The 26057-nt window shown below is 67.6% G+C and carries 23 protein-coding genes; 7 read left to right on the top strand and 16 right to left on the bottom strand.

The window, feature by feature from the left end; genetic code table 11:
• The first annotated feature begins 120 nt into the window (after nt 1–120).
• Together AC3ITW_RS02260 and AC3ITW_RS02255 are read left to right on the top strand one after the other, a co-directional pair.
• The gene (locus tag AC3ITW_RS02260) at nt 121–633 is read left to right on the top strand and encodes a hypothetical protein (RefSeq protein WP_004140466.1); all 513 of its coding nucleotides are present in this window, start codon (nt 121–123) and stop codon (nt 631–633) included.
• A 13-nt stretch (nt 634–646) separates the two neighbouring features.
• Complete coding sequence (locus AC3ITW_RS02255; protein ID WP_004140462.1) at nt 647–922, top strand: DUF4031 domain-containing protein; 276 nt, start codon at nt 647–649, stop codon at nt 920–922.
• An 81-nt stretch (nt 923–1003) separates the two neighbouring features.
• Here the strand turns inward: AC3ITW_RS02255 and AC3ITW_RS02250 are convergent, their stop codons facing one another.
• Complete coding sequence (locus tag AC3ITW_RS02250) at nt 1004–1546, bottom strand: DUF6630 family protein (RefSeq protein ID WP_489390041.1); 543 nt, start codon at nt 1544–1546, stop codon at nt 1004–1006.
• 89 nt (nt 1547–1635) lie between these two features.
• On the opposite strand from AC3ITW_RS02250, the gene AC3ITW_RS02245 reads away from it, so the two are divergent.
• Complete coding sequence (locus tag AC3ITW_RS02245; protein ID WP_012509930.1) at nt 1636–1884, top strand: DUF3297 family protein; 249 nt, start codon at nt 1636–1638, stop codon at nt 1882–1884.
• Nucleotides 1885–1951: 67 nt separating this feature from the next.
• Here AC3ITW_RS02245 and AC3ITW_RS02240 read toward each other — a convergent pair whose 3' ends face one another.
• The 3 genes from AC3ITW_RS02240 to AC3ITW_RS02230 all read right to left on the bottom strand — a co-directional run bounded on the left by AC3ITW_RS02240 (nt 1952) and on the right by AC3ITW_RS02230 (nt 4950).
• Nucleotides 1952–3601 carry a Na+/H+ antiporter gene (locus tag AC3ITW_RS02240; protein WP_012509929.1) on the bottom strand — a complete coding sequence of 550 codons (1650 nt, stop codon included), beginning with the start codon at nt 3599–3601 and terminating at the stop codon, nt 1952–1954.
• Between the two features lie 118 nt (nt 3602–3719).
• On the bottom strand, nt 3720–4508 hold the full coding sequence (locus AC3ITW_RS02235) for a dioxygenase family protein (protein ID WP_100433972.1): 789 nt from the start codon (nt 4506–4508) through the stop codon (nt 3720–3722).
• A 31-nt stretch (nt 4509–4539) separates the two neighbouring features.
• The gene (locus AC3ITW_RS02230; protein ID WP_100433971.1) at nt 4540–4950 is read right to left on the bottom strand and encodes a DoxX family protein; all 411 of its coding nucleotides are present in this window, start codon (nt 4948–4950) and stop codon (nt 4540–4542) included.
• 97 nt (nt 4951–5047) lie between these two features.
• On the opposite strand from AC3ITW_RS02230, the gene AC3ITW_RS02225 reads away from it, so the two are divergent.
• Nucleotides 5048–5929, top strand: a complete 882-nt coding sequence (locus AC3ITW_RS02225) for a LysR family transcriptional regulator (protein WP_100433970.1) — start codon at nt 5048–5050, stop codon at nt 5927–5929.
• Nucleotides 5930–6016: 87 nt separating this feature from the next.
• Here the strand turns inward: AC3ITW_RS02225 and AC3ITW_RS02220 are convergent, their stop codons facing one another.
• On the bottom strand, nt 6017–9079 hold the full coding sequence (locus AC3ITW_RS02220; RefSeq protein ID WP_100433976.1) for a bifunctional diguanylate cyclase/phosphodiesterase: 3063 nt from the start codon (nt 9077–9079) through the stop codon (nt 6017–6019).
• A gap of 176 nt (nt 9080–9255) precedes the next feature.
• Here AC3ITW_RS02220 and AC3ITW_RS02215 point away from each other — a divergent pair, with 176 nt between their 5' ends.
• Nucleotides 9256–11367, top strand: coding sequence for a M13 family metallopeptidase (locus AC3ITW_RS02215; RefSeq protein WP_004140275.1), 2112 nt, complete (start codon nt 9256–9258; stop codon nt 11365–11367).
• 132 nt (nt 11368–11499) lie between these two features.
• Here the strand turns inward: AC3ITW_RS02215 and AC3ITW_RS02210 are convergent, their stop codons facing one another.
• Nucleotides 11500–12672, bottom strand: a complete 1173-nt coding sequence (locus AC3ITW_RS02210) for an MFS transporter (RefSeq protein WP_100433969.1) — start codon at nt 12670–12672, stop codon at nt 11500–11502.
• Nucleotides 12669–13883 (bottom strand): MFS transporter, encoded by a 1215-nt coding sequence (locus tag AC3ITW_RS02205; RefSeq protein ID WP_065724770.1) that lies wholly within the window; start codon nt 13881–13883, stop codon nt 12669–12671. Before AC3ITW_RS02205 ends, AC3ITW_RS02210 begins: the two co-directional genes overlap by 4 nt.
• Before the next feature lie 133 nt (nt 13884–14016).
• Here AC3ITW_RS02205 and AC3ITW_RS02200 point away from each other — a divergent pair, with 133 nt between their 5' ends.
• Nucleotides 14017–14604 (top strand): TetR/AcrR family transcriptional regulator, encoded by a 588-nt coding sequence (locus AC3ITW_RS02200; RefSeq protein ID WP_100433968.1) that lies wholly within the window; start codon nt 14017–14019, stop codon nt 14602–14604.
• A gap of 143 nt (nt 14605–14747) precedes the next feature.
• On the opposite strand, the gene AC3ITW_RS02195 is transcribed toward AC3ITW_RS02200, so the two are convergent.
• Nucleotides 14748–15677, bottom strand: a complete 930-nt coding sequence (locus AC3ITW_RS02195) for an oxygenase MpaB family protein (protein ID WP_100433967.1) — start codon at nt 15675–15677, stop codon at nt 14748–14750.
• A 309-nt stretch (nt 15678–15986) separates the two neighbouring features.
• On the opposite strand from AC3ITW_RS02195, the gene AC3ITW_RS02190 reads away from it, so the two are divergent.
• Nucleotides 15987–16601, top strand: coding sequence for a hypothetical protein (locus AC3ITW_RS02190; RefSeq protein ID WP_489390040.1), 615 nt, complete (start codon nt 15987–15989; stop codon nt 16599–16601).
• Nucleotides 16602–16640: 39 nt separating this feature from the next.
• Here AC3ITW_RS02190 and AC3ITW_RS02185 read toward each other — a convergent pair whose 3' ends face one another.
• The 8 genes from AC3ITW_RS02185 to AC3ITW_RS02150 all read right to left on the bottom strand — a co-directional run bounded on the left by AC3ITW_RS02185 (nt 16641) and on the right by AC3ITW_RS02150 (nt 26053).
• Entirely contained in the window at nt 16641–16985 is a 345-nt protein-coding gene (locus tag AC3ITW_RS02185) for a hypothetical protein (protein ID WP_004140111.1), read from the bottom strand.
• A gap of 33 nt (nt 16986–17018) precedes the next feature.
• The gene (locus AC3ITW_RS02180) at nt 17019–17789 is read right to left on the bottom strand and encodes a LytR/AlgR family response regulator transcription factor (protein ID WP_100433966.1); all 771 of its coding nucleotides are present in this window, start codon (nt 17787–17789) and stop codon (nt 17019–17021) included.
• Nucleotides 17779–19038: a sensor histidine kinase gene (locus tag AC3ITW_RS02175; protein ID WP_012509918.1), complete on the bottom strand. Its 1260-nt coding sequence runs from the start codon at nt 19036–19038 to the stop codon at nt 17779–17781. The genes AC3ITW_RS02180 and AC3ITW_RS02175 overlap by 11 nt, the downstream gene beginning before the upstream one ends.
• 212 nt (nt 19039–19250) lie before the next feature.
• Nucleotides 19251–20900, bottom strand: coding sequence for a M28 family metallopeptidase (locus AC3ITW_RS02170; protein WP_012509917.1), 1650 nt, complete (start codon nt 20898–20900; stop codon nt 19251–19253).
• A gap of 381 nt (nt 20901–21281) precedes the next feature.
• A complete protein-coding gene (locus tag AC3ITW_RS02165) occupies nt 21282–22937 on the bottom strand; it encodes a CsgG/HfaB family protein (protein ID WP_004140044.1) in 1656 nt (551 codons plus the stop codon).
• 16 nt (nt 22938–22953) lie between these two features.
• Nucleotides 22954–23631: a hypothetical protein gene (locus AC3ITW_RS02160; protein ID WP_004140043.1), complete on the bottom strand. Its 678-nt coding sequence runs from the start codon at nt 23629–23631 to the stop codon at nt 22954–22956.
• A gap of 134 nt (nt 23632–23765) precedes the next feature.
• Nucleotides 23766–24866 carry a hypothetical protein gene (locus tag AC3ITW_RS02155; RefSeq protein WP_489390039.1) on the bottom strand — a complete coding sequence of 367 codons (1101 nt, stop codon included), beginning with the start codon at nt 24864–24866 and terminating at the stop codon, nt 23766–23768.
• Complete coding sequence (locus AC3ITW_RS02150; protein ID WP_489390038.1) at nt 24857–26053, bottom strand: hypothetical protein; 1197 nt, start codon at nt 26051–26053, stop codon at nt 24857–24859. The genes AC3ITW_RS02155 and AC3ITW_RS02150 overlap by 10 nt, the downstream gene beginning before the upstream one ends.
• Nucleotides 26054–26057 lie beyond the last annotated feature (4 nt).

Genomic DNA, 26057 nt, shown 5'->3' with positions numbered 1-26057 from the left:
GGGCATGGCCCGGCGCTACCGGATGACGACGAACCCGGGTAGCGCCGGGCCATGGCCGGCGGGCGCGCTGCGCGGCACCCGCTACAATGGCGGTCTTTCCTTTTCAGGTGATTCCACCCCATGTCCCAGAACTCCAAGGCCAAGCGCGACAAGCGCAAGAAGCAGCAGGCCAAGCGTCCGTTCCTCCGTCTGAACGCGCGCGAGCAGGTGCAGAACCATGCCGTGCTGCTCAGCGAAGACGGCCAGGCCGTGGCCGCCATCGGCCTGCAGGGCCGTGAGTGGCTGCTGGCCATCGGTGGCCAGACCATGGGCAACGCCGACAACCCGGTGCCGATGCTGGCCATGCTCAAGCACCTGTCGAACATGCAGGAAGCAGAAGGCCGCACGGTCACCCTGGAATACTCCGAGCTGATGCAGAAGCTGCTGGACACCCTGGCCGCTGAAGCCGGCCAGACCGCCGAGGAGTACCTGGACAAGCTGGTAGCCGAGTTCGCCAGCGAGCAGGCCGAAGACGCAGCCGCAGAAGGCGAAGCGGCTGCCGATGACGCTGCTGCAGAGACCACCGGCGCCGAAGGCGCTGCCGACGCCGAGGCCACCCCGGCCGCCGACGCCGACGGCAAGCCGCAGGCCTGATCCGGCCGCGGCGGTGTCGGTCTACGTCGATGACGCGGTGCATCCCTGGCGCGGTCAGCGCTGGGCGCACCTGATGGCCGACACCCTGACCGAGCTGCACGCGATGGCGGCGCAGCTCGGCATTCCACCGCGGGCCTTCCAGAACAAGGCCAGTGGCGCGCATTACGATGTCACTGCAGACCTGCGTGCGCAGGCAATCGCGCTGGGTGCCCGGGCGATTTCCCGGCATACCGACCGCGCGCTGGTAAAAGCCGTGATCGCCACCGCCAGGGCGCAGTACCGGCCGTAGATGGGTAGCGCCGGGCCATGCCCGGCGAGCGCGCAGTGCGGTGAGAAGCCGCCGGGCATGGCCCGGCGCTACCGATCACTCTCAGAACGGGTCGCTGCCCAGGCGGATTTCCACGTTCAGCAGCGAGCACAGCGCCAGCATCGCGTCGTCATCGCGGGTCAGTGCCATCACGCCGGTGAAGCCATCGCTGCCGGCATCCACGCTCCACAGCGTGTAGTTGTGTTCGCGCAGGCGATCAAAAGCGGTGGACATCAGCTGCACACCATCCAGCTCCTCGGCGAAGTCCTCGTCATCCAGGTCGCCGCCCCAGTCCACCTGTACGTTGAAGCGCGCCGACAGCTCATTGACCGCCGACTGCAGCGAATCCAGGTCGTCGCGCTCCACCTCGAAGCCCGACTGCCAGGCGATGGCCGTGAACAGGGCCGGCAGCCAGTCGCTGTCAGCCTCCAGCGGCTGCCCCTGCTCGGCCAGCTGCTCGCGCCAGCGGTTGAACTGCTGCAGGGCCTGCTCGTCATCACCCGGATTGATCAGCACCAGCAGGTTCCAGACACGCGCCTCGAAATCGGCCTCGTCGAAATCCTGGACGTCTTCTTCGAAGTCGAAATAATCGCTGTTGTCGGGCATGGCGGGCACTCCTTGGGGCAGGCGGGCATTCTACGGTTTATCCTGTAGCGCTGAAGCCGGCCTTGGTGGCCGTCACCCTGAATGAAGCGATGAGCGATACCCCTCCCGACCACCTGGCGATCAACCCGGCCAGCCCCTTCCATGATGCGCAGGCGCTGGAGCGCGGCGTCGGCGTGCGTTTCAACGACGTCGAGCGCGACAACGTCGAAGAATATTCGGTCAGCGAAGGCTGGATCCGCGTGCAGGCCGGCAAGGCCCGCGACCGCCGTGGCAACCCGATGACGATCAAGGTCAAGGGCAAGGTCGAGGCGTATTTCCTGGAAACGAAGCCGGAATAAGGCGTGCGGACTACGGTCCGCACCCACCTGGGACCGCCGGGCATGGCCCGGCGCTACCGGGGCCGGGTCATTCGCGCTTGCGCGATTCCAGCAGGTCCAGGTTGCGGATCAGGCGCCGCGAGATCTCGTCGGAGATCACCCCGCGCCGGGTCAGCCGGAACAGTTCCTCGCGCTCGGCATTGAGGCCGGCGCTGCGCAGCTGGCGATAGCCCAGTTCCATGCGCTGCACCTTCTCCGGGTCCACGTCGGGCCCGTCGCTGTCCTTCTCCAGGTGCCGCTGGTACAGCAGGCTCACCCGCGAGGCGGCGTCGTTGTAAAGCTGCACGTTCTCGGTGTTCTGGTTCATCACCATCTGCTGGCGCATGCGCTCCACCCCCGCCAGCGCGGCCTTCGATGACAGCCTGCGTGCCAGGTCTTCTTCCTTGCGTTCGCCCGAATCGGCCGGCAGCTGCAGGCCCTTCAGCAACTGCGGCAGCGCCACGCTGGCGCCGACCAGCGAGAACAGGATCACCGCTGCGGCCAGGAAGATCACCAGGTCGCGCGCCGGGAACGGACTGCCATCAGGCAGGAACAACGGCAGCGTCAGCACGCCGGCCAGGGTGATCGCACCGCGCACACCGGCCACCGAGGTGGCCACCACGATGCGCCAGTTCGGTGCCTCGCCACGCTCCAGCCCGCGACGCCGCGCGCGCAGCAGGTTCCAGCGCAGCGACAGCCATACCCACAGCAGGCGCAGCGTGATCAACGTGGCATTGATCACCAGCACGTAGACCAGCAACCACCAGGCGCTCTGGTGGCCGCTTTCGTTCATGGTGGTGGTGGCACGTTCGACAATGCCCGGCAGCTGCTCGCCCAGCAGCACGAACATGATGCCGTTGAAGCTGAACTGCAGCATGTTCCAGACCCCGGCACGCTGCACGCGCATGCTGCCGGAGACACGGCCGGTCATTTCCACGTAGCTCATCGAGATGCCGGCCGCGACCGCAGCCAGGATGCCCGAGGCATTGATCTCTTCGGCCAGCAGGTAGGCCGCGAACGGGATCAGCAGGTTGACCAGCATCGCCGCACCCGGCTCCTCGCCGAAGCGGCGCCACAGCCAGCGCTGGAAGGTGGAAACACCGAGGGTGACCGCCACGCCCACCGCCAGGCCAGCCACCGCCACCCACAGGAAGGTCAGCGAGGCCGTGGCCAGCGAAAAGGTACCGGTCATCACCGCCGCCACCGCGAAGCGGAAGCAGACCAGGCCGGACGCATCGTTGAGCAGCGACTCACCTTCCAGGATGTGCATCAGGCGCTTGGGAATCGGCGCCTTGGAGGCGATCGCCCCGACCGCCACCGGGTCGGTCGGCGACACGATCGCCGCCAGCGCGAAGCACACCGCCAGCGGCATCACCGGAATCATCCAGTGGATCAGCAGGCCGGCACCGATCACGGTGAACACCACCAGGCCAAACGCCAGCTCGAGGATCGCGCCTTTATCGCGGAACAGGCCCTGCTTGGGGATGCGCCAGCCGTCGAGGAACAGCAGCGGCGGCAGGAACAGCAGGAAGAACACTTCCGGCTCCAACGCGTGCCCGCGGTTGAACACCCCGGCGATCACCGCACCCAGGCCGATCTGCACCAGCGGCAGCGGCAATGAGAACGGCAGGACGCGAACCAGGTAGCCGCTGGCGACAACGGCCACCAGCATCGCCAGGACGACTTCGATGGTATGCATGCTTCTTCCAGGAAGCGGCGCGCGGGGAGGCACGGGGGGCCAGCGCCGGAAACCCGGAAAAAATTACCACACGCGGCCACGACCGCGGCGACCACGGCCGCCGCGCGTCAGCCCCGGCTCATGCCCCGTCGAAGCGGTACAGATCCATGGCGAGGAAGCCGGCATCGATACCAGCGTCGATGCGGCGTGCACCGAAGCCGCCCTCGCCGGCCGCGCCCATCGCGAAGAACAGCGGCAGCAGGTGCTCGTCGGTCGGGTGCGCGCGTTCGGCGAATGGCGCCTGCCGGCGGTAATCCAACAGGGCCTGGCGGTCATTGGCGGCCAGGCGCTGCTCCACCCACTCAATGAAGGGCCGCACGTACGGCGCTTCCTTGCCGTCCTGGTAGTCCCCCCAGTCGTGCAGGTTGTGGGTGATGCTGCCCGAGCCGACCAGCAGCACGCCCTGATCGCGCAGCGGCGCCAGCGCACGGCCCAGCGCGAACTGGTGCTCGGGCCCGAGCAGCGGCTGGATCGACAGCGGCACCACCGGAATGTCGGCCTGCGGGCGCAACAGCCGCAGCGGCACCCACGCACCGTGGTCGAGGCCACGTTGCGGGTCGAGCGCCACCGGCAGGCCAGCGGCGGCGATACGGCCGGCCACCTCTTCGGCCAGCGCCGGATCACCCGGCGCCGGGTACTGCAGTTCGAACAGCGCGCGCGGGAAGCCGCCGAAGTCATGGATGGTCGGCGGCTGCGGGTGCGCGCCGACCAGCGGCTGCCGGCCCAGCCAGTGCGCCGAGGCCATCACGATGGCACGTGACGCCGGCAGGTCGCGCGCCAGCTCGGCCAGGCGCACGCCGACCTGGCCCGGATGCAGGGCGGTCATCGGCGAACCATGCGAGATGTACAGCGAAGGCAGGCGGGACATGGAATTCTCCAGTTGCAGGATCAGGCGGCGATCAGCGCGAACGCAGGGTCCACTTGCCATCGCCGACCAGGAACAGCACTACCAGCGCCAGTGCCCAGAACGCCGGGTATTCCCAGCCGCCGCCAGCGTTGGCGAAACCGAAGCCATTGGCGCCATGCACGGTGACGATGGTGCCCAGCAGCAGCGGCACGCCGATCAGGCCCACCCAGCGTGCGTAGATGCCCAGCAGCAATGCGGCGGTGATCACCAGCTCGACGCCGATGGTGAGGTAACCGAGCACGCCGGGCAGGCCCAGCGATTCGAAGAACGCGGCGGTACCGGCCGGGGTGAACACCAGCAGCTTGGTCAGCGCATGGACCAGGAACAGCACGCCCAGGGCCAGGCGCAGCAGGGTGGCGCCATACGGGGCCAGCGGCGAAACAGGAGCAGTCGTGGTGTGCATGGGGGAAACACCTTGAAGGGAGTGGACACAGGTTATTGCGCCTTCACGAATCGATAAATACGATCTTTCGACCGTATTTATTTCAAAAGGCGCAACAATGGACACCCTCGAGGCGATGCGCGTGTTCGTGGCAGTGGTCGAGCGCAACGGCTTCAGTGCTGCCGCGCAGGCCCTGGACCTGTCCACCGCCGGCGTCACCCGCCACGTCGCCGCGCTGGAGAAGCGCCTGGCCACGCGCCTGCTCCACCGCACCACGCGCCGAGTCAGCCCGACCAGTGCCGGTGCCGCCTACTACGCCCAGTGCGTGCGCCTGCTGGCCGAGTTCGATGCGCTGGAGGCCAGCATCGGTGCGCAGGCGCTGGAGCCCTCGGGCACGCTGCGGATCAACGCGCCGGTCAGCTGGGGCATCGCCCGCCTCGGGCCACTACTGGCCAGCTACCGCGAGCGCTTTCCACAGGTGGAACTGGACCTGGCACTGTCCGACCGCCTGGTGGACATGGTCGAAGAAGGCTACGACGTGGCCATTCGCATCACCCGCGAGCCCAGCCCTACCTTGATCGCGCGCCGCCTCGGCGAATCGCGGGTGAGCCTGTGCGCCGCACCTTCCTACCTGGCCGCGCACGGTGCGCCAAAGACCCCGCAGGAGCTGCAGGCACATGCATGCCTGAGCTACAGCTACTGGTCCGCCGGCGACCATTGGCCGTTGCAGGGCCCCGGTGGCGAAGTGAAGGTGGGAGTAAGCAGCCTGCTGCACGCCAACAACGGCGACGTGCTGCGCGAAGCAGCAATCGCCGGCATGGGCGTGATCCTGCAACCGGATTTCCTGCTGGAAGACGCGCTGGCTGATGGCCGCCTGGTGCGCATCCTGCCCGAATGGGAGGCCTCGCCGATCGGCATCTTCGCGGTCTACACCAGCCGCAGCCACCTGGCGCCAAAGGTGCGCAGCTTCATCGACCATCTGGTGGACGTCGGAGTCTGATGACGCATCCGCCGGGCATGGCCCGGCGCTACCAGAGGTCCGTCACGGGGTAGCGCCGGGCCGCTGACCGGCAGATGCGAAACCCGATCAGGCGGGAACCTCGTCCAGCGCATCAATGATCTGCTCCAGCGGCGCCGGCCGGCCCAGCAGATAGCCCTGTACCTGGTCACAGCCGTGCGCGGCCAGCCAGTCCAGCTGCCCCGGCGTTTCCACGCCCTCGGCGATGATGGTCAGCCCCATGCTGTGGCCCAGCGACAGCAGCGCGCGGCAGATCGAGGCATTGCGTGGGTTGGTTTCCACGTCGGCAACGAAGCTGCGGTCGATCTTCAGGATGTCCAGCGGCAGGTGCTGCAGGTAGGACATGCTCGAGTAGCCGGTACCGAAATCATCCAGCGACACGCTGATGCCCTGCTCGTGCAGGCGCTGCATGGTCTGCATCGCCTGCGCCGGCTTGCGCATCAGGCTGCTCTCGGTCAGCTCCACGTGCAGCGCGCCGCGGGCCAGGCCGAAGTCCTGCTGCGCGCGCGTGAACTCGGTTACCAGGTCACTGTTGAAGAACTGCACCGCCGACACGTTGACCGCGATCGGAAGCTCGCCCCAACCGGCATCGACCAGCCGCCGCTGCGCCTTCGCCGCCGCGCGGATCACCCAGCGCCCCAGCGCCAGGATCAGTCCGGTGTCTTCGCACAACGGGATGAACTCGTTGGGCGGAATGAAACTACCGTCAGCCTGCGGCCAGCGCAGCAGCGCCTCCAGCGCTGCCGGGCTGCCATCGCCGGCGTGCCGGATCGGCTGGAAGTACAGCTGGAATTCGTTGTCGATGGCTGCATGGATGCGCCCGGCCAGGCGCAGGCGGTCGGCCAGCCGCGTGGTCACCGACGCGTCGAACCAGACCACCACATTGCCCTCGGCGCGCGCTGCATGCGCGGCCTGTGCCGCCATGCCGATCACCTGCTCGGCGCTGTGCCCGTCACCGGCCACGTGCGTAGCCACGCCGATACGCGGCTCGAACTGGTGCAGCGAATCCTTGCCGCGCATCGGCGCCGACACGATCTGCAACAGGTCGTCCAGCACGCGCTGGACATCCTGCCCGGCGCCGATGGCGAACACGAAATCCTCTGCCGGCTGGAAGGCCAGCGTGCCGCAGCGTGCGCCCAGCCCGCCCAGCCGGGTGGCCATCGACTGCAGCACCGCATCGCCGATCTCGCGTCCCAGCGTATCGGCCACCAGCTGCAGGCCGCGCAGCTGCACGAACGCAATGGTGTAGCCGGCATCGTGCTCGTCCAGCTGTTCGGTCAGCGCGCGCACGTTGAGCAGGCCGGTGGCCGGGTTGTGCCGCGCCTGGTAGGCCAGGTCGCGCTCGTAAGCCAGCCGTTCACTGACGTCCTCGGCCAGCACCAGGCACGCCGGTTGTCCATCGAAGTCGAGCCGGGACAGGTGTGCGCGTACTTCGAACACGCTGCCATCCTTGCGCCGGTGCAGGCGCACGGTGGCGTCCTGCAGCTCGCCGACGCGGGCCTTGGCGATCGCGCCCTTCACCTCGTCCCAGCCTTCGCGCGGGCGGATGTCGAGGATGCTCATCGCCAGGAATTCCTCGCGGCTGTAGCCATACTGGCGCACAGCGGCGTCGTTGACCTCGATGAAGCGCAGCGTGTCTGGATCGAACACCCAGAACGGCGCCGGGTTGCGGTCGAACAGCAGGCGGAAGCGACGCTCCGCTTCGCCCATCTGCTCACGCGCCTGGTAGCGCTCGCTCAGGTCGGTCAGTGCACCGATCATGCGCCGCTCACTGTCAGCCACCTCCACCCGCTGGCCACGCGCACCGACCCAGCGCACCTCGCCACCGGGCAGCACCAGCCGGAACACCTGGTCGAGCACCGCACTACCGGCAAACGCCTGGTCGAAGGCGTGCTGCAGGCGCGCGGCGTCATCACGGTGCACGCGCGCAAAGAAATCAGCCACCGGCAGCGCATCGGTCTGCACCCCGAAAATCTCTCGGGCCAGCGGCGACCAGCGCAGCAGTGCCGCATCCTCGTCCACATACCAGGTGCAGACACGGCCCACCTGGTGCGCCAGCCGCAGTTCGGCGTGGCCGGTCTTCAGTTCCTCCGCCATCGACTGCTGGCGGCGGGTGCTGCGGCGCACCGCGTACAGCAGTACCAGCAGCACCCCGATGTAAGCCAGCACGATCGCCACTGACGCCTGCAGGTACGGCCACCAGGGCGCCAGCACGTCCTCATCGGCCAACCCGACCTGCACCGCCAGCGGGCTGCGCTCGAGCGTGCTGACGGTGATGATCCGTGGCACGCCATCGACCGCGCCCGGCACGCTGCCCAGCTCGACCACCGCCTGCTTGCCGAGCAGGTCACGCCGTGGCAGGTCGAAGCGACGGCCGACCGTGCCATGCGGATCCGGCACCCGCGCCAGCATGTAACCCTCGGCATCGCTGATCGAGACCAGTCCGTTCGGGCCCACGTCCAGCCCGCCGATGATGCGCTGCAGCTCGCCGCAGCGCAGCCGCGCCAGCAGCCAGCGATCGTCGGCCATCGACAGCGCCAGCGGCACCACCCATCCATCGTCGCCGGCCTGCTGCGGCGGACCGATGTACAGCGCGCTGCCCTGCCCGCGCCGCTGCGGGTCGGTCCACAGCGGCAGGTTCAGATCGCCCTTGCCGGCGGTGATCGCGCGGCCGTGGCGGTCCAGCACCACGATGCTGTGCAGCTCGGCATGGCGGCTCAGCACGCCGCCGATGGCGGCATCCAGCAGTGCCGGCGCCTGGACCGGCACGCGGCGGAACAGTTCGGCGGCGTCGGCGGCGACGCCGGACATCGCCCGTTCCAGGTTGCGCAGTTCCAGCGCCAGCAGGCGCTCGCTGCCCACCGCCAGCGCGCGGCTCTGGCGCTGCGCAGCCTCCAGCCGGCGGTGGTGGTCGTTGGCCAGCATGGTGGTCAAGCCAGCCACCAGCAACACGCCCAGCAGCACGCCGCCCCAGGTAATGGCGCGCAACGGCCGAGCCAACGCCCGCTTCAGCGCGGGCATCGGTCGGTCTTCCTTGTGCAGTCGGCTGGCTTCATGCGCGAACGAATCCTCCACGTCCCCGACCTCAACGGCCGGCGGACGCCATTCTTGACGCCTGGCACCGCCCCGCATGGCCACCTCCCCGTGTCCGCGCAGGGTTCCAGCGGCCAGCATGCACCACGCGGCTGGCGCCGTGAAGATCGCATCCGCGCGTTCAGCCAGATCCTGCACAGGCGCTGCGGTGCAACGGAACGGCCAGCCGGGCCGGGGCGGATTAGACTTGGGGTTTTCCGCTGCAAGAGAAGTCCATGTCCAAGCTGCGCCGTCCCACCCTGGCACTGGCCATCGTTGCCAGCCTGTCCCTGGCCGCCTGCGACCGCCCGGCCGAACCGGCCGCCGGCACCGCCGCGCCGGCCGATGCCGCACCCGCAGCGGCCAAGCCGATGCTGGGCAGCTTCGGCTTCGATGCCAGCGGCATGGACCGCAGCATTGCCGCCGGCGACGACTTCTTCGGCTTCGCCAACGGCACCTGGGTCAAGAACACCGAGATCCCCGCCGACCGCTCGCGCTTCGGCAGCTTCAACGTCATCGCCGAAAAGACCCTGGCCGATACCCGCGCCATCCTCGAAGGCGCTGCCGGCAACGCCCAGGCCAACGGTGACGACAAGCTGATCGGCGACTACTACGCCGCCTTCATGGATGAAGCCGGCATCGAGCAGCACGGCCTCGCGCCGGTGCAGCCGCAGCTGAAGGCGATCGAAGCCATCGCAGACAAGGCCGGCCTGGCGCGCACGCTCGGCGGCGACATGCGCGCCGATGTCGACCTGCTCAACGCCACCAACTTCTACACCGACCGCCTGTTCGGCCTGTGGGTGTCGGTGGACATGCTGCAGCCGGACCGCACCGCGCCGTACCTGGTGCAGGGCGGGCTGGGCATGCCCGACCGCGATTTCTACCTGGGGGGTGGCCGCATGGCCGAACTGCGCAAGCAGTACCAGGCCTACATCGCACAGATGCTGCAGCTGGCCGGCGTTGCCGACCCGGCCGGCAAGGCGCAGCGCATCCTCGCGCTGGAGACAAAGATCGCGCAGGCACACGCCACCCAGGAAGAAACCAACGACGTGACCAAGGGTGCCAACCCCTGGACCCAGGCCGACTTCAATGCCAAGGCACCGGGCATGGACTGGAACGCCTTCCTCGATGCAGCGGCGCTGGGCAAGCAGCAGGACTTCATCGTGTGGCAGCCCAAGGCCGTGGCCGGGCTGTCCAAGCTGGTCGCCACCGAGCCGCTGGACGCCTGGAAGGACTACCTGGCCTTCCACGCGCTGGACCGTGCCGCGGCGTACCTGCCGAAGAAGTTCGCCGATGCCCGCTTCGCCTTCCATGGCACCGCGCTGAGCGGCACCCCGCAGCAGAGCGACCGCTGGAAGCGCGCAGTGGATGACGCCAACCGCGCAGTGGGCGAGGCCATTGGCAAGCGCTACGTCGAGAAGCACTTCGACGCGAAGACCAAGGAACGTGCCGACGAGATGGCGAAGAACATCATCGCTGCCTTCGCCAAGCGCATCGATGCGCTGGCCTGGATGTCACCGCAGACCAAGGCCAGCGCCAAGGCCAAGGTCGCCGGCCTGACCGTGGGCATGGGTTACCCGGAGAAGTGGCGTGATTACAGCGGCCTGGAGATCCGCCGCGATGATGCGCTGGGCAATGCGCAGCGCGCCGAACTGTTCGAGTACCAGCGCAACATTGCCAAGCTGGGCAAGCCGGTCGACCACAGCGAGTGGGCGATGCTGCCGCAGACCATCAACGCGATGAACGTACCGCTGGAGAACCGCCTGGTGTTCCCGGCCGCGATCCTGCAGCCGCCGTTCTTCGACGGTGCGGCCGACGATGCGGTGAACTACGGTGCGATCGGCGCGGTGATCGGCCACGAGATCAGCCATGGCTTCGACAACGCCGGTGCGCTGTTCGACGAAACCGGCAAGCTGCACAACTGGTGGACCGCCGAGGACCTCAAGCAGTTCAACGCCGCCGGTGATGCGCTGGCCGCGCAGTTCAGCAGCTATGAGCCGTTCCCCGGCGTGCACGTCAACGGCAAGCTGAGCCTGGGCGAGAACATCGCCGACGTGGCCGGCCTGGGCACCGCCTATGACGCCTACCAGCTGTCGCTGCAGGGCAAGCCGGGCCAGACCCTGGAAGGCTTCACACCCGACCAGCGCTTCTTCCTCGGCTTTGCCCAGGCCTGGCGCAGCAAGAGCCGCGAGCAGGCGCTGCGCAACTCGCTGCTGACCGATGTGCATGCACCGGGCCAGTTCCGCGCACTGACCGTGCGCAACATCGACGCCTGGTACCCGGCGTTCGAAGTGAAGGAAGGCCAGAAGCTGTACCTGGCCCCGGACAAGCGGGTCAAGGTGTGGTGATGTAACTGGAACGGGCGCCGCAAGGCGCCCGTTTCATTTCCCGGTAGCTGCCAACCCTGGTTGGCGCATCCCTCGCTTTGGTGGGTGCCAACCTTGGTCGGCACGGGGTGGGAATCCACGCATCGCGTGGATCTACCTGCGGCTGGTGGCAACCATCAGCAGAGCGCTCGCAGCCAACACCACCGCGGCCCACAGGTTGGCGTGCAACCCGATGCCGTCCAGCAGCCGTCCACCGCCCCACGCCCCGAGCGCGATGCCGATGTTGAACACGCCCACGTACAACGCGGTGGCGATCTCCAGCGCACGCGGCACCGCCTTCATCATCCAGCTCATCAGGCCCACTGACACACCGCCGTAGGCCAGGCCCCACAACAGCAGCACCGCAATGCCGCCGGTCGGCGTACTGCCCACCCACAGCAGCAACAGCGGCGTCAGCAGCAGGCCCAAGGCAATCGCCAGCAGCATTCCACGCGGATGCCGTGCGGCCATCGGACCGGCGATGAAGTTGCCGGCGATGCCGGCCAGGCCATAGGCGAACAGCAGGGCGCCGATCCACTTCGCATCCACGCCCGACACTGTCGTCAGCAGCGGCCGCACGTAGGTGAAGGCGATGAAGTGCCCGGCCACCAGCAGCAGGGTCAAGCACAGGCCACGCTGCAGGCCGCGATGGCCGAGCAGCTGCACGAACTGCCGCGGCCGCACCGACGTTGCCACCGGCAACGCGGGAACCACCACCACATGCAGCAGCAGGACCGCCGCACTGAACAGCGCCATTGCCGCGAATGCGCAGCGCCAGCCCAGTGCATCGCCGATCAGCGCGCCCAGCGGCACGCCAAGGACCGAGGCGGCGGCCACGCCACCGAAGATGATCGAGGTGGCCAGTCCGATCCGCTGTGCTGGCACCAGGCGCGCCGCGAGGCCCCCGGCGACGGCCCAGATGCCGCCCATGCAGAGCCCCACCAGCACGCGCGCGGCCAGCAGCCAGGCGATACCGGGTGCCAGAGCCGAGGCGATGTTGGCCACCAGCAACAGGCCCAGCAGCCCACACAGGATGCGGCGGCGATCGATGCCACCGGCGACGACCACCACCAGCGGCGCGAACAACGCCGCCAGCAGCGCCGGCAACGAGATCATCAGGCCGGCGGTGCCTTCGGAAGCACCGAGGCTGTCGGCGATCGGCGTCAGCAGGCCGACCGGCAGCATTTCAGTGGTGACCACCGAGAACGTGGCCAGGCCGACGGCGGACACTGCCCACCACGGGTAGCGGACCGCAGGTGCAGCAAGCGCAGGCGAAGAAGCGCTCATGGGACGGTTCCTTCAAGCGAGGTGGAAGAGAAAGGGGTACGCAGCGCGCGCTGCACGAACACGGCGACCAGCAGCACGAAGGCGCCCGCGCACAGCGCGACCACGAAGCCACTGCGCACGCCCCCCGCATCGACGCTCTGCCCGGACAGCGCCGCGCCAAGCGCGACGCCGATGTTGAGCCCGGCCAGCAACCAGGTCATGCCCTCGGTAAGCCGCGCTCCGGGCACGCGCTGTTCGACCAGCGACATCGCCACGATCATCGTCGGCGCGAAGAACACGCCGGCCAGCAGCACGGCAACGGCCAGTGCAGGCAGGTTGCCGACCCACAGCAACGGCAACGTGGTCAGCGCGGTGGCCGCTGCGCCCAGCAGCAACAGGCGCGGCAACGGCACCTGCAGCTTCAGCGCACCGAACAGCAGGCCTGCCGCACAGCTGCCCAGCGCATAGGCCGACAGCACCACGCTCGCTGCGAGGGGCTGGCCACGCTGTTCGGCGAAGGCCACGCTGGTGATGTCGACCGTGCCGACGATCACTCCCATCGCCAGCATCAGCAACGCCAGCAGGCGGATCTCCGGTTGCCGCAGCAGCGAGCGCGAGGGTGTTGCGCCTTCGCATCGCTGCAGCGGTGGTTCGGTACCACGCTGCAGAACCAATGCGGTCACCCCGAGCACCAGCAGCAGGGCTGCAGCCAGCACGCCGGCCTGTGGCCATGCCGCTACCGACAATCCGACTGACAACGGTGGCCCGGCAATGAAGGTGACCTCGTCGAACACCGTCTCCAGCGAGTAGGCGGTCTGCAGTTGCGGGCGACCGCGATGGATCGCGGTCCAGCGCGCGCGCACCATCGCCGACACGCTGGGCATGCAGCCGGCCAGCATCGCCGCGGCGAACAGGGTCCAGTCCGGTGCCTGCAGCACGGTGCAGGCCAACAACACCACCAGGCCGCTGGCGCTCAGCGCGGTGGCCCACGGCAGCACCCTGCCCTGCCCATGGCGGTCGACCCAGCGTGATACCTGTGGCGACAGCAGCGCGTAGGTCAGCACGAAGGTGGCCGACACCGTGCCGGCCAGTGCATAGCTGCCGCGCAGCTGCGACAGGAGGGTGATGATGCCGATGCCGGTCATTGGCAGCGGCAGGCGGGCCAGCAGCCCGGCCAGGGCAAGGCCGGCGGTGCCGGGGGCGGCGAACAGGTCGCGGTAAGGGGTGGCCATCGCATTCTCCAAGGCAGCGACTTGCCTGGCGCGGGAAGCGCCACGACAATACATACAGAGCGTATGAATATGAGACTACATTCATACGCGCCGTATGTAAATAATCATGCACTGTGTATGTAAGGAGCTCCGGATGGTTCGTCGCACCCGCGCCGAGATGGAAGAAACCCGCGCCAGCCTGCTGGCCACCGCCCGCCGCGTGTTCAGCGAGCACGGCTATGCCGCCACCTCGATGGACGACCTGACCGCCCAGGCCGGGCTGACCCGCGGCGCGCTGTACCACCACTTCGGCGACAAGAAGGGTCTGCTGGCGGCTGTCGTCGCCCAGCTCGATGCCGAGACCGACCTGCGCCTGCAGGCGATCAGCGATGGCGCGGATGATGCCTGGGACGGCTTCGTGCAGCGTTGCCGCGCCTATCTTGAGATGGCACTGGAGCCGGAGATCCAGCGCATCGTGCTGCGCGATGCGCGCGCGGTGCTGGGTGGCGCCTCACCGGAATCGCAGCGGCACTGCGTGAACTCGATGCAGCGCCTGATCGAGCAGCTGATTGCCGAGGGTGCGGTGGCGCCGGTGGATGCGCAGGCGATGGCGTCGCTGATCTACGGCAGCCTGGCCGAGGCCGCGTTCTGGATCGCCGACGGCGAGCAGGGCGACGCGCGGTTTCGTGAGGCGGCGGCGGCGCTGGAGATGCTGTTGCGTGGGTTGAAGTCGACGGGGTAAGGCCCATCCACGCATGGCGTGGATCTACGGCGGAATCCGTTTTGCATGGAATGGATCCACCCCATGGCCCGCTTTGGTAGATGCCAACCTTGGTTGGCGCTTCTGCGGCACCGCGCGCAACGCGTGCCAACCAAGGTTGGCACCTACCTGGGAACGGTGGGCCACTCGCGCAGTACTTCCACCGGCACGCCCACGCGCGTACAGGCGCGGCTGGCCAGGCCATCGGGCAGTGCGCGGCGGAACAGCGGCGCCATGCCCCGCATCAATTTCGCCGACGCCGCCGCCTGCGCCCGTTGGCGGCCATTGCGCTCGAGCATGCCTTCGGCCCAGTCCGGCAGCAGCGCGGCACCGGCCCCCAGAAACACTTCGCGCGACAGGCCCGGCACCGGTACCGGCAGGCGCACACCGGACAACACCTCCAGCACCTCGCGTGAGCGCTCGTCCACGCGCAGCTCCGGCTGCCGCGCACAGAAGTACGCCGCCACTTCCGCTTCGCTGCGCGGTACGTCCACCGCACCCAGCGCTTCGGCCACGCGGCGGTACTCGTCGTAATAGCGGTCGGCAATGGGTTCGGGCACCTCGCGCCCGTAGCGGCGGAAACCCTGCAGGAAACCGAATGCTTCGGTCACATGCACCCAGGTCAGCAACTGCGGATCATCGGCGGCATACCCCTCGCCCTGCGCGGTCTGGCCGCGGATCTGCGCATGGATGCGGCGTACCTTGGCCACCAGCGCCTCCACCTCGCCGCTGGGCGCATAGCTGGTGCCGGCAACGAAGGCGGTGGTGCGGCGCAGGCGCCCCACCAGGTCCTGGCGGAAATTGGAGTGGTCGTACACGCCGGCCAGCGCGCGCGGGTGCAGGGTCTGCAGCATCAGCGCACACAGGCCACCGGCCAGCATCGAGGGGAACTCGGCATGCAGTCGCCAGGTGACGCTGTCGGGGCCGAACCAGCCCGGGTCGCCCAGTGGGTGGTCGTAATCGATGCCGCTCTGGCCACGCGGGAAGGCCTCCAGGACCCAGCGCCGGATCGGCGCGGTCACGGGGCGGGAGAGTCGCTGCAGCAGAGCCGGCATCACAGGTCCAGGAAAGGCGGAAGAACGGCCGCGCGCTGCGCGGTCGGCCCCGATTCTGGGCGATCACGACGCCAACGGCGAGTCTCCGCACTCAGCCACGGTTTCATGTGCGGCCGCAGCACGTTTCACCCTGCGACATCTTGTCGCAGGCTGCAGCCGCGATGCTGCAACGCAGCAACATTCACTCATTCAGACAGAAGCCTTGCGCCGCTTGGCCTTGGCCCCATTGCACGGCTCGCTGGAAGTGCTAGAACTGAACCCGCCACACCGTCCAACGCTGATCGACGCACGTTCCACAAGGAGCCAGCCATGATTGCTTTGTTCAAGGGTTTGGGAATTCTGCTTCGCGACAACGAGCTCTACAGCAGCCCGTTCGATAAACAGGTCGCGCACTGGCGCAACCTCAGCGAGCAGCAGATCCGCGACGAAGTGGCTGTGCTCGCCCAGGCCAAGTGCCAATGGCTGATCGCCTCGATCGTGGGCTGGCAGGCGGCGTCGCTGCTGATCCTCGGCCTGATTGCCAACTACCTGTGGCGTGACGATTTCCATATCACCTTCACCCGCGTGGTGATCGTGTTCGGCTCATGGGTATCGATCCTGTTCGTAATCTGGTTCATGGCCAACATGTTCGACCGTACCGCCGGTTTCGAGCGCTGGATGAAGGCGTTCAACAGCCGCGCGCGGATCAGTTCCAAGGCCGACAGCGTCGAGCACGTGGCCGAGGCGCTGGACCTGGCCGAGCATTATCCGGAAGTGCTGGACTACAAGCAGGCGGTCACCGCCCGGCGTGAACTGCGCCATGAGGACATCCGCATCATGACCGAGATCGGGCGCATGAAGCAGCATTCGGAACTGGTGGGACGCCTCAACCACGTGGGTGAAACCGAGCAGCACCACGAACTGACGCTGCAGCCAGCCTACTGACCCTTCGGGGAAGCGGGGGGACCCACAATGCCACCGTGATCACTCACGGTGGCATTGTTCTTTCCGTTCCTCGCTGACGCATTGGTTGAAGCCCTTCGGCAGGTCACTGAACTCCCGCGTCTCTCCCACTGCCACCGCGAACGACCGCATTGGCGCTTTCGCACAGACGGCATCGGGACTGCAGGCCGGGTCCAGCACCAGGTAGTGGCACTGGCCGCTGCGGCTGGCGATGCACTCGAAGCGTGCCACCCCATCCACCACGGTGCGCTTGCTGTACAGCGTATCCACGCCATTGGCGTTGGTGCGGGTAATTGCGGTCTCGGTGGACTTCTGGCAACCGGCAAGCGCCAAAGCAGCGAGGCCCATAAGCAGGAAGGAACGCATGGAAAGCTCCGGGTATCGGAAGATGCGGCGCGGCTACATGCCGCGGAACAGACTCATGAAGGGCTGGCTGACCACCAGTGTTTCCGCACGCTGGCGCAGGCGCAGTACACCGCGCCCTGTATCGTCGCGGCTCACCGCCGCCACCGCCTTCATGTTGACGATGGTCGAACGATGGATCTGGCGGAAGTGCTGCGGGTCGAGTACTTCCAGCAGCTCGCGCAGCGGCGTGCGCAGCAGGCTTTCGCCGGCGGCGGTGACCACCGTGGTGTACTTGTTGTCGGCGCGGAAGTAGGCCACGTCCTCCAGCATGATCAGCTGCGTCTCGCGGCCGTTGCTGGCGGTGATCCAGGCCAGCGGCGGGTGATCGGCGCTGCCCTGCGATGGACCCAGCCGTTGCAGCAGGCGTTCAAGCACCGCGTCGTCCTGGCCCGCCGATGGCAGCCGCGACAGGATGCGCTCGCGCGTGGCCAGCAGGCGCTCGTCGCTCACCGGCTTCAGCAGATAATCCATTGCGCCCTGCTCGAACGCATCGATGGCGTACTGGTCATAGGCGGTGACGAACACCACCTGGGTACGCGGGCTCAGTTCGGACAGCGAACGTGCCACCTCGATGCCGCTGATGCCAGGCATGCGGATGTCGAGGAAGGCGATATCCGGCTGCTTCTCGGCCAGCTGCTCCAGCGCACTGGCGCCGTCCTCGCACTCGGCCACCAGTTTCAGTTCCGGCCACAGCCGGCCCAGCTGCTCCACCAGTGACTGCCGCAGCAGTTCTTCGTCTTCGGCGATCAGCGCTTCAAGCGGCATGGCTGCGTTCCTTGGCCGACTGCGGCAGGGTCATGGTCGCGGCCACGCCGCTGGGGAAGTTGGCAACGATCGCCACACCGGCCTGCTCGCCGCAGGTCAGGCGCAGGCGCTCGCGCAGGTTCTTCAGGCCGATGCCGGTGCCACTGGTGCCCTGGCCGAAGCCGAGGCCGTCGTCGGCCACCGTCACCGTCACATGGTCATCGAAACCACGCGCCAGGATCCAGATCGTGCCGCCGCCGGGCTTGGGTTCCAGGCCGTGCTTGATCGCGTTTTCCACCAGCGTCTGCAGCGCCATCGCCGGCAGCTTCACCTCATGCAGTTCGGTCGGCACCTGCACTTCCACCGCCAGCCGCGCGCCCATGCGGATACGCAGGATCTCCAGGTAGGCGCGGGTGCGCTCCAGCTCTACACCCAGGGTGGATACCGATTCGTCCACCTGCGGCAGCGAACTGCGCAGGTACTGGATCAGATGGCCGAGCATCTGTTCTGCGCGCGCAGGATCGGTGCGGGTCAGCACCTGTGCGTTGGCCAGCGAGTTGTACAGGAAATGCGGTTCGACCTGCGCATGCAGCAGGTTCAGCCGCGCCACCGACAGCTCCTTCTCGACCTGGGTCTGTTCGGCGGCGGCCTGCTCGTCGCGACGCTGGTCGGCAACGCGTCGACTGATCGCACGAGTGACCGCTTCGGCATTCTCGTAGTTGCTGCCCTCATCCAGCGCCAACAGGTCGGCCCACCAGCCTGCGTCCGGTTCGAACAGCAGGGTGACGGTGCTGGTGCCCTGCCCCGGCGTGACCGTGGCCAGCACGCTGTTGCGCTTGATCGCCAGCCGTGCCGGCAGGTTCCAGCGCGACGGCTGGCGGCCGTTCCAGAGATCGACACGGCGTACATAGGCGCGCACCTGCAGGCTGCCCGCCGAGCTTTCCACCTCCTCCACCCGCGGCAGCTCGCCCACCGCCGCCTCGACCACCGCGAAGGCGTGGCCGGCATCCATCGGCAGTTCGATCTGCCGACGCTGGCGCCCGGACAGGGTGGCGCCATCGAGGCGGCCGGCCACCAGCCAGACCCGGCGCACATGGGTTACCGCACTGCCCAGCGCCGAGATCATCAGGAACATCACCAGCAGCCCGAACACCCAGCCGGGGCCGTCGTTCATGCCGCTGAAAATGCCGCTCCAGACCATGCCGGCCACGAACAGTGCCGCGGCCCAGGCCAGCAGGTGACGGAGGATGAGGGAGAGGCTGGCGATCACGGCGGCGCCTTGGTGGAAGGGGGTGAGCCGAGCATAGGGCGGCCCATCCGGCAAGCAAGCGGCCTGCGACGAAGGGCCGGAAAGCGGGGATGGAAGCCCATCTGGTAGTGCCGGCCGCTGGCCGGTTCCCCATTATCTCCGCATGCATCACAGGGTTGCCGGCCAGCGGCCGGCACTACCAGGGAGGCGCCGGGCAAGCCCGGCGCGTTGCCTTATTTGCGCTGGTCGGCGCTGGCGTCACGCACGGCGCGGAACGACTCGTCCTTGCTCCAGTTCGGCCAGCTGCGCGAGTTGGCCAGCTGGTTGCCCAGCGTGTACAGCACTTCCAGGTCGCGGGCGGCACCGGCGAACACCCAGTCCGGCTGCCATTCGTCGCCCTGCTGGTGGTAACGCTTGGCGGTGTAGTCCTCCGAGGCCTTTTTGCCTGCCGCCACGCCGCCGTCCACCCAATCCTGGCCAGCCGACCACGACAGCGCCGGCACGCCGCGCTTGGCGAACGGGAAGTGATCGGAGCGGAAGAACAGGCCGGCTTCCGGCTTCGGGTCCGGCGTGTAGCGGATATCCCAGCCCTTGGCCACGTCCTTCAGCTGGTCCAGCAGTTCGAAGCGCGCGGCACCGTAGATGCCGAAGTCACGCGACGGGCCGAACGGCGCCATACCGTCCATGTTGATCATCGCTACGGTCTTTTCCAGCGGATACAGCGGATGGGTGGCGTAGTACTCCGAACCCAGCAGGCCCTTCTCTTCGGCGGTCACCGCCAGGAACAGCACCGAGCGCTGCGGGCGCTTCTGCTTGGCGAAACCGCGGGCAAGTTCGATCAGCGATGCGGTGCCGCTGGCGTTGTCCAGCGCGCCGTTGAAGATGCGGTCGCCGCGTGCGTCGGGCTCGCCCACGCCGATGTGGTCCCAGTGCGCACTGTAGATGACAGTCTCGTCCGGGTGGCTGCTGCCTTCCAGGCGCGCGGCCACGTTGTGCGAGGTGATCACTTCGGTCTTCACCGCGTACTTCGCATCCAGGCTGGCACCGGTCAGCGGCACCGGGGTGAAGTCACGCTGCTGCGCCTTCTTCTTCAGCGCTTCGAAATCCTGCCCGGCCGAACGGAACAGCTCCACGGCCAGGTCGCGCTGGATCCAGCCTTCCAGCAGCGGATGGCTCTCGGCCGGGTTGTCACGCACCACATCGAACATGGTGTTGGTGTTGGAGCCGGCGACGGTGGCCCAGCCATAGGAGGCCGGTGCGGTCTCGTGAACGATCAGCACACCCAGCGCGCCCTGGCGTGCGCCCTCTTCGTACTTGTAAGTCCAACGGCCGTAGTAGGTCATGCCCTTGCCGTCGAAGTCGCCCTGGCCGGTTTCAAAATCCGGGTCGTTGATCAGCACGACGGCGATCTTGCCCTTCAGGTCCACGCCCTTGAAGTCGTCCCAGTTGCGCTCCGGTGCCTTGACGCCGTAGCCGAGGAACACCAGCGGGGCCTTGCTGATGTCGACGTTGCTGGCGCCGTTCATGGCGGCGCGCACGGCAATCTGCTTGCCCTGTTCGAGGCTGACGGTCTTCCCGCCCTGGTGCAGCGCCAGCTGCGGTGCGCCGACGATGTCGCCCTTGCGCAGCGGCACGGCCTGGGTCCACAGGCGCTTGCCGTCCTTGAGGTCGCCGCCCGGCTGCAGGCCGGCGTCGGCAAACTGCTTGCTGAGATAGGTGACGGTCTTCTCTTCGCCGGCGGTGGCCGGGGAGCGGCCTTCGTAGGCGTCGGAGGCCAGTTCCTTGACGTCGGCGGAGATCCGCGCGCCATCGAATTTCGGGGTGGCCGCCATCAGTGCGCTCGACACTGACAGGGCCAGCACGCCCAGTACTGCTCGTTTCATCGCTCTCTCCAGCAGGGAAATCCTTCTGGAGTGTAATGGGATTCGGCAGGGCTGCGCCCTGCACCTGCCGAAGCCAGGGCAACAGCAACAGCTGAAGCAACAGCGGCATTCCGTGGGATGGCGGGGTGGGTCCGGTTGCGGGGGCCGCTGCAAGTACGTCCATGTAAGCTCGGTCGCCGCATCCATGCGGCTCACGCCCCCGCAACCGGACCCACCCCGCCTTCGACAGGTTCCCGCTGCTGTTGGTGGGTGTCGACCTTGGTCGACACACCGCTGTTGGTAGGTGTCGACCTTGGTCGACACGGACGGAAACAAGAAAGGGTCAGAGCCCTTTCCCGGTGGGAAAGGGCTCTGACCCCATCTGTGTGCTGCCTTGGCGTGTTACCAGTTCGGGTCTTCGGCCGGGGCGGCAGCGGGCTTGGGCTTCGGCTTGGCCGCTGGGCGCGCGGCGGCGGCGGGTGCGGCCGAGGCAGTCGCGCTGCCTGCAGCGGCGGCAGCCGGCTTGCTGCCCAGCTTCTGGCGCAGTTCAATCTGGCCCGGACGGAAGCCGCCGCGCATGGCGTCGACGCCGTCTTCGATGGTGCCGTAAGAGGTCTGTGCGGCCACGCGGTCGATGCGGATGGTGCAGCACGGGTGTTCGCTGCGGCCCAGCGAGCGACCGGTCTGCGGGTCCTTCAGTTCTTCGCCCAGGCGCACGGCCTGCCAGCGCTGGCCGGCCTGCACGGTGTCACCGCCCTGGCTCAGCACCACCTGGTCTCCGTCCACCGAAACCACCGACACCGGGAACAGCGTGGTGACGATGGTGGTGCCGATCTGGCCGGACAGCGATTCCATCATCGCCGCGGCCATGTTGCGGCCATTGACCACGCGCGGCAGGGTGCTCGGGCCGGTCGAGGCCAGCTGGTGGTCGAAGCTGTCGGACATCACCACCTGGCCGGTGGTGGCGTTGATCAGGCGCAGGGTGATGCGGCCGCCACCGGAGTACGAGGTCACCTGGCGGTCGGACATGCGCAGGTTGCGCACGCTGCGCGGGTACTCGAAGCGTTCGATGGTCGGGATCAGGATCAGGTCGGTAGCCAGCTGCTGGCCCACGCGTGCGGTGTCCTGCAGGCGCACGTTGCCACTGTTGATGTGGTCGATCTCGGCCTGCAGTTCGTCACCGAACTCGCGGTCCAGCACGATGAAGCGCTGGGTCTGGGTCAGCGTGTCGGACAGGCGTGCGCGGATCGCATCGGCCACTTCATCGGCATCCACGCGGCCGTCGCCGACGGCGTAGCTGCCGGCCTTGGTGCGCGGCAGGGCAACCACGATCTTCGGCTTGCCCTGCTCGTCTGGTGCCCGGTACTGGGCGATCTGCGCGCGCACGCGCACCTTCCAGTAGCTGCGCATGCTGCGATGGGTCACATCGGAATCGAACGAGCTTGCGCCACGCTTGGCATCGACGTTGACCTTCTCGTCGTAGCTTTCCCTGACGCTGGCCGAGGCCGAACCGCTCTTGGCCGATGCTTCGCCGGAGGCACTGGCCGAGGCCGAGCCCTTGAAGCTCCAGCCTTCATCGCTGGCACGCACGCGGGCGACGGTTTCCTCGTCAAGCTGACGCACTTCATCCTGCGACAGGATTTCATAGCCCAGCACCGCGCCCTGCGAGCCGGCGATCATCTGCTGGGTGAACGCGTCGGCGCGGATATCGCCGACGTGTTCGCCATCCACATCCACATGCAGGCCTGCACGCAGGCTCTGCATCTGGCTGGCCACGCGTACGCCGTTGACCTGCGCCACCGCCGACTGCAATGCCGCCAGCACCGCCAGTTCCGGGGTGCTGCCGATACCGTCGGCTTCACGCGCGACCTGGGTGGTGCCGCCGAAATCCGGCGTGCCACGCAGGGGCGCTGCTTCCACTGGCGCATTGCTGGCCAGTGCACTGGTTGCCTTGTCCTTGGCGGGTGTGGGCGCGGCAGCCGGGGTGTCCTGCTTGCCACAGGCTGCGAGCAGCGCGGCGGCCAGGCCCAGGCCGATCAAACGGGTTGTCATACGCATGGAGATTCGCCTCGGATCAGAGCGAGTCGAGCATCGAATCGGCGTTGGACGGCACCTTCACCTTGCTCTTCTTGGCAAAGGTCACGGCCGACTTGGTCGAACCGTACAGGCCCTTGATGAAGCCCGGCGATTCCTTGGCCACCCACGCACCGGCAGCCAGCTTGCGGCCGACGGTGGCCAGCTGGGTCGCGCCCAGGTTCTTCATGCCGGCGGTGAAGCTGCTGGCTTCGCCGCCCAGCTTCTGCGCTTCGGCAGCCGAGGACAGCAGCGAGACCAGGCCTTCGGCGTAGTGCTGCTTGGATTCAGCGTTCAGTTCCGGCTGTGCGGCCTGGCGCTCGTTGATGGCCGCCTGGGCGGCTTCGCTGACCGACACCGACTTCTTCATGGCATCGACGCTGACCGAACCGGACGACAGCGCCTGGCGCTCGGCTTCCAGCAGCTGCACCTGCTCGGCCAGGCCGAAGGCGCGGGCGAACGAGGTCTGGGCCTGCAGAGAGTGCGACTGCGAGCTGACGAAACGACGCACCAGCGCTTCCTGCGCGGCTTCGTCCGGAGCGGCGGCGCTGGAGGCGCTGCTGCTGGAGGTGCCGGTAGCGGCGCCAGCCAGGTCCTTCAGCTTGCCGAACTGGGCGTGGGCCGGCATCGACAGGGTGGCGGCCGCGATGGCCACGACAAGAGCAGTATTGCGGATCATGTGAGAGTCCTTTGGGAGAGACGGCCGCGATGCGGCGCGCAAGATCGGGTATGGCAGCGGGTCAGTGCCGAGCAAGCGCGGCACCCACCAGAGCCGGAAGCGCCGGGCCATGCCCGGCGAGCGCAGCGGTAACGTCAACGAACCGCCTTGACGTTCAGTTCGTTGATCATCTGCTGGGCAGCCTTTTCAGCCGCCAGCTGCAGCGCGTTGGTACGGGCGACGGTTTCGTTCGGGCCGGTACCGGAGAACTGCACCGGGCCCACCGACGACACGGTGCGCGGGAAGCGACCGGTCACGTCCAGCACCTTGCCGGTGACCGTGACGAACACGCGGGTGTTGCCGCTGGCCGGATCGCGGTCGCGCATGCCGACGTCGAGGGTACCGACGGCGATGTAGGGGATGTTGGCCGCACGGATGCCGTTGGCGGTATCGCGCAGGGTGGCGGCAGACAGGTCGTTGCCGGTGCTGAAGTCCTTGCGGATACGCTCGATGCTGAGCAGGCCGCGCGATTCGCCTTCCACGTATTCGGCTTCAACCACTTCGTAGCCGGCGGCGCTGAAGGCACCGGTCATCGCGGTGTTCACTTCGGCGGCGTTGGCCACCTTCCAGCTGATGTTGTCGCTGCGCTGGGTGGTGCTGCCGCCGCTGGTGACCGACATCGAACCGTTCTGGTTGATGCTGCCGTTGGTGCTGACCGAGTTGCCGCGGAAGCTGTCGCCTTCACGGGTATTCTCGCTGTAGCTGCTGCTGGCGTCGACGCGGCGGTATTCCTTGTCCTGGAACGACTGCACGGTGTCCTGCGAGCGCGCCATGAACAGGAAGGTCAGCAGCGAACGCTGGGCGGCGGTGGCACCGGCCACGGCCGAGCCGGCATCCAGCTTGGTCTGCAGCAGCGTGGTGTTGATCTCGGCGCGGACGGTGACGGTGTAGGTCTTGGCCTTCTTGTCTTCGGTGTCCGACAGCGGCACGGCGCTGAGCACGTAGCGGTCGATCTCGCCGATGAACTCGGCGCGACGCGCTTCGAACAGGCGCAGCTTGGCCGCACCGGTTTCGGCGATGTACGCCTCCAGTGCATTGACCTTGGCCTTGTTCAGGGCCTGGGCGCGGGTGTCGGCACTCAGGCGCAGGCCGTAGCTGGCCGAACCGGTACCGCGCGAACTGGCGGTCTGCGCAGCGACCGGGGAGGCCACCACCAGGGCGATGAGGATGAGCAGGATGGTACGCATCAACGACATGACTTGATCAACTCCTGGAGGGCTTGGGTCTGCTGCTGCAACGGGCGGCCGCCCGGCTTCTGTTCGTCCAGCCAGCCGCGCGAATCGGCGCGCTTGGCGGCGGCGCCGGCGAAGGCGTCGAAGCCGGCCAGCAGGGTTTCGTAGCTGGCCGACCACTGGTCGACCTGCCACTGCGTGACCGGCACCACCTTGGTGGCACCCTTGCGCAGCGGCTGTTCGAAATAGACCTTGCCGGAGAACGGCTCGGTCACCTTGGCGGTGAAGAACGCGCCGAACAGCATCGTCTTCATCGCCGGGGTTTCTTCGATCACGCCGTTCTTCAGCGCATCCACCTGCAGGTTGATGACGTAGTCCGGCTCGGGAATCTTCAGCTGGTAGACCTTGCCGTCGGCAAAGCGCGCCGCCATCGCACCACCGATCGCCTGGCCCGAGGCCGGCGGCAGCAGGCCGACGCCGGTATTGGACGACAGCGTCTTGGACAGCTCATGGGCCAGCGTGGCGCGCAGCGGGGCTTCCCACTTCGGGTCGGGCAGCTTGGCGCGGACCGCGTCGGACAGAGTTACGCCACCGACCTGCAGGCGACGCACGGCGGCATCGGGCAGCCTGGCCTGGGCGAGGCTGGCAGCCAGCACCTGCGACAGGCTGGTGCTGGCGTTGCCATACAGCAGATCAGCGACGATCGCGTCGATATCGTCGCTGTCAGGACGGTAGTCCTGCACGTCGATGCGCTGCAGGGTCAGCGGATAGGACGCGATCACCTGGCGCTCGCGGAAGTCGAAGAACAGCGCCTGCAGCGCCACTTCCACCAGCACCTTGTACTGGCTGCCGATCGGCTCGACAGACACCAGTTCGCGGTCCAGCGCGGCAGCCAGCACGGTGGCACTGGTGGTGCCGTCAAGCATCGCCACTGGCTGGTCGATCAGTTCCAGGTGGGCCGGCGCACGGCGCTTGAGCGCCTGCACCAGGGTCTGGTTGAGCGGAATCAGGCCGCGCTTCTCCAGCACCGCATGCGCATGCGGCGTGGTCGCCTGCACGGCAGCGGCATCAGCGGTGTAGGCAAACCCGGCCCAATAGGCCTGCTGCGATTTGTCTGCGGCCTGCACGGCCATCGGCCATACGGCCACGCACAGGGCACAGGCGAGCAGGCGCGCAAAAGCGCGCGATGCGCTCTTCGTCCTTGAATACATCCAA

Source organism: Stenotrophomonas sp. KH_052 (assembly GCF_057838755.1).
The sequence above is the reverse complement of the archived record's forward strand: the minus strand, read 5'-3'. Positions and strand labels throughout refer to the sequence as shown.

What these genes read in the sequence shown, in the direction of transcription:
- AC3ITW_RS02200 (WP_100433968.1), top strand. Translation starts at nt 14,017, where the DNA reads ATGGTTCGTCGCACCCGCGCCGAGATGGAAGAAACCCGCGCCAGCCTG.
- AC3ITW_RS02245 (WP_012509930.1), top strand. Translation starts at nt 1,636, where the DNA reads ATGAGCGATACCCCTCCCGACCACCTGGCGATCAACCCGGCCAGCCCC.
- AC3ITW_RS02215 (WP_004140275.1), top strand. Translation starts at nt 9,256, where the DNA reads ATGTCCAAGCTGCGCCGTCCCACCCTGGCACTGGCCATCGTTGCCAGC.
- AC3ITW_RS02235 (WP_100433972.1), bottom strand. Translation starts at nt 4,508, where the DNA reads ATGTCCCGCCTGCCTTCGCTGTACATCTCGCATGGTTCGCCGATGACC.
- AC3ITW_RS02170 (WP_012509917.1), bottom strand. Translation starts at nt 20,900, where the DNA reads ATGAAACGAGCAGTACTGGGCGTGCTGGCCCTGTCAGTGTCGAGCGCA.
- AC3ITW_RS02165 (WP_004140044.1), bottom strand. Translation starts at nt 22,937, where the DNA reads ATGCGTATGACAACCCGTTTGATCGGCCTGGGCCTGGCCGCCGCGCTG.
- AC3ITW_RS02225 (WP_100433970.1), top strand. Translation starts at nt 5,048, where the DNA reads ATGGACACCCTCGAGGCGATGCGCGTGTTCGTGGCAGTGGTCGAGCGC.
- AC3ITW_RS02210 (WP_100433969.1), bottom strand. Translation starts at nt 12,672, where the DNA reads ATGAGCGCTTCTTCGCCTGCGCTTGCTGCACCTGCGGTCCGCTACCCG.
- AC3ITW_RS02205 (WP_065724770.1), bottom strand. Translation starts at nt 13,883, where the DNA reads ATGGCCACCCCTTACCGCGACCTGTTCGCCGCCCCCGGCACCGCCGGC.
- AC3ITW_RS02190 (WP_489390040.1), top strand. Translation starts at nt 15,987, where the DNA reads ATGATTGCTTTGTTCAAGGGTTTGGGAATTCTGCTTCGCGACAACGAG.
- AC3ITW_RS02155 (WP_489390039.1), bottom strand. Translation starts at nt 24,866, where the DNA reads ATGTCGTTGATGCGTACCATCCTGCTCATCCTCATCGCCCTGGTGGTG.
- AC3ITW_RS02185 (WP_004140111.1), bottom strand. Translation starts at nt 16,985, where the DNA reads ATGCGTTCCTTCCTGCTTATGGGCCTCGCTGCTTTGGCGCTTGCCGGT.
- AC3ITW_RS02220 (WP_100433976.1), bottom strand. Translation starts at nt 9,079, where the DNA reads ATGCGGGGCGGTGCCAGGCGTCAAGAATGGCGTCCGCCGGCCGTTGAG.
- AC3ITW_RS02240 (WP_012509929.1), bottom strand. Translation starts at nt 3,601, where the DNA reads ATGCATACCATCGAAGTCGTCCTGGCGATGCTGGTGGCCGTTGTCGCC.
- AC3ITW_RS02260 (WP_004140466.1), top strand. Translation starts at nt 121, where the DNA reads ATGTCCCAGAACTCCAAGGCCAAGCGCGACAAGCGCAAGAAGCAGCAG.
- AC3ITW_RS02250 (WP_489390041.1), bottom strand. Translation starts at nt 1,546, where the DNA reads ATGCCCGACAACAGCGATTATTTCGACTTCGAAGAAGACGTCCAGGAT.
- AC3ITW_RS02160 (WP_004140043.1), bottom strand. Translation starts at nt 23,631, where the DNA reads ATGATCCGCAATACTGCTCTTGTCGTGGCCATCGCGGCCGCCACCCTG.
- AC3ITW_RS02180 (WP_100433966.1), bottom strand. Translation starts at nt 17,789, where the DNA reads ATGCCGCTTGAAGCGCTGATCGCCGAAGACGAAGAACTGCTGCGGCAG.
- AC3ITW_RS02150 (WP_489390038.1), bottom strand. Translation starts at nt 26,053, where the DNA reads ATGTATTCAAGGACGAAGAGCGCATCGCGCGCTTTTGCGCGCCTGCTC.
- AC3ITW_RS02195 (WP_100433967.1), bottom strand. Translation starts at nt 15,677, where the DNA reads ATGCCGGCTCTGCTGCAGCGACTCTCCCGCCCCGTGACCGCGCCGATC.
- AC3ITW_RS02230 (WP_100433971.1), bottom strand. Translation starts at nt 4,950, where the DNA reads ATGCACACCACGACTGCTCCTGTTTCGCCGCTGGCCCCGTATGGCGCC.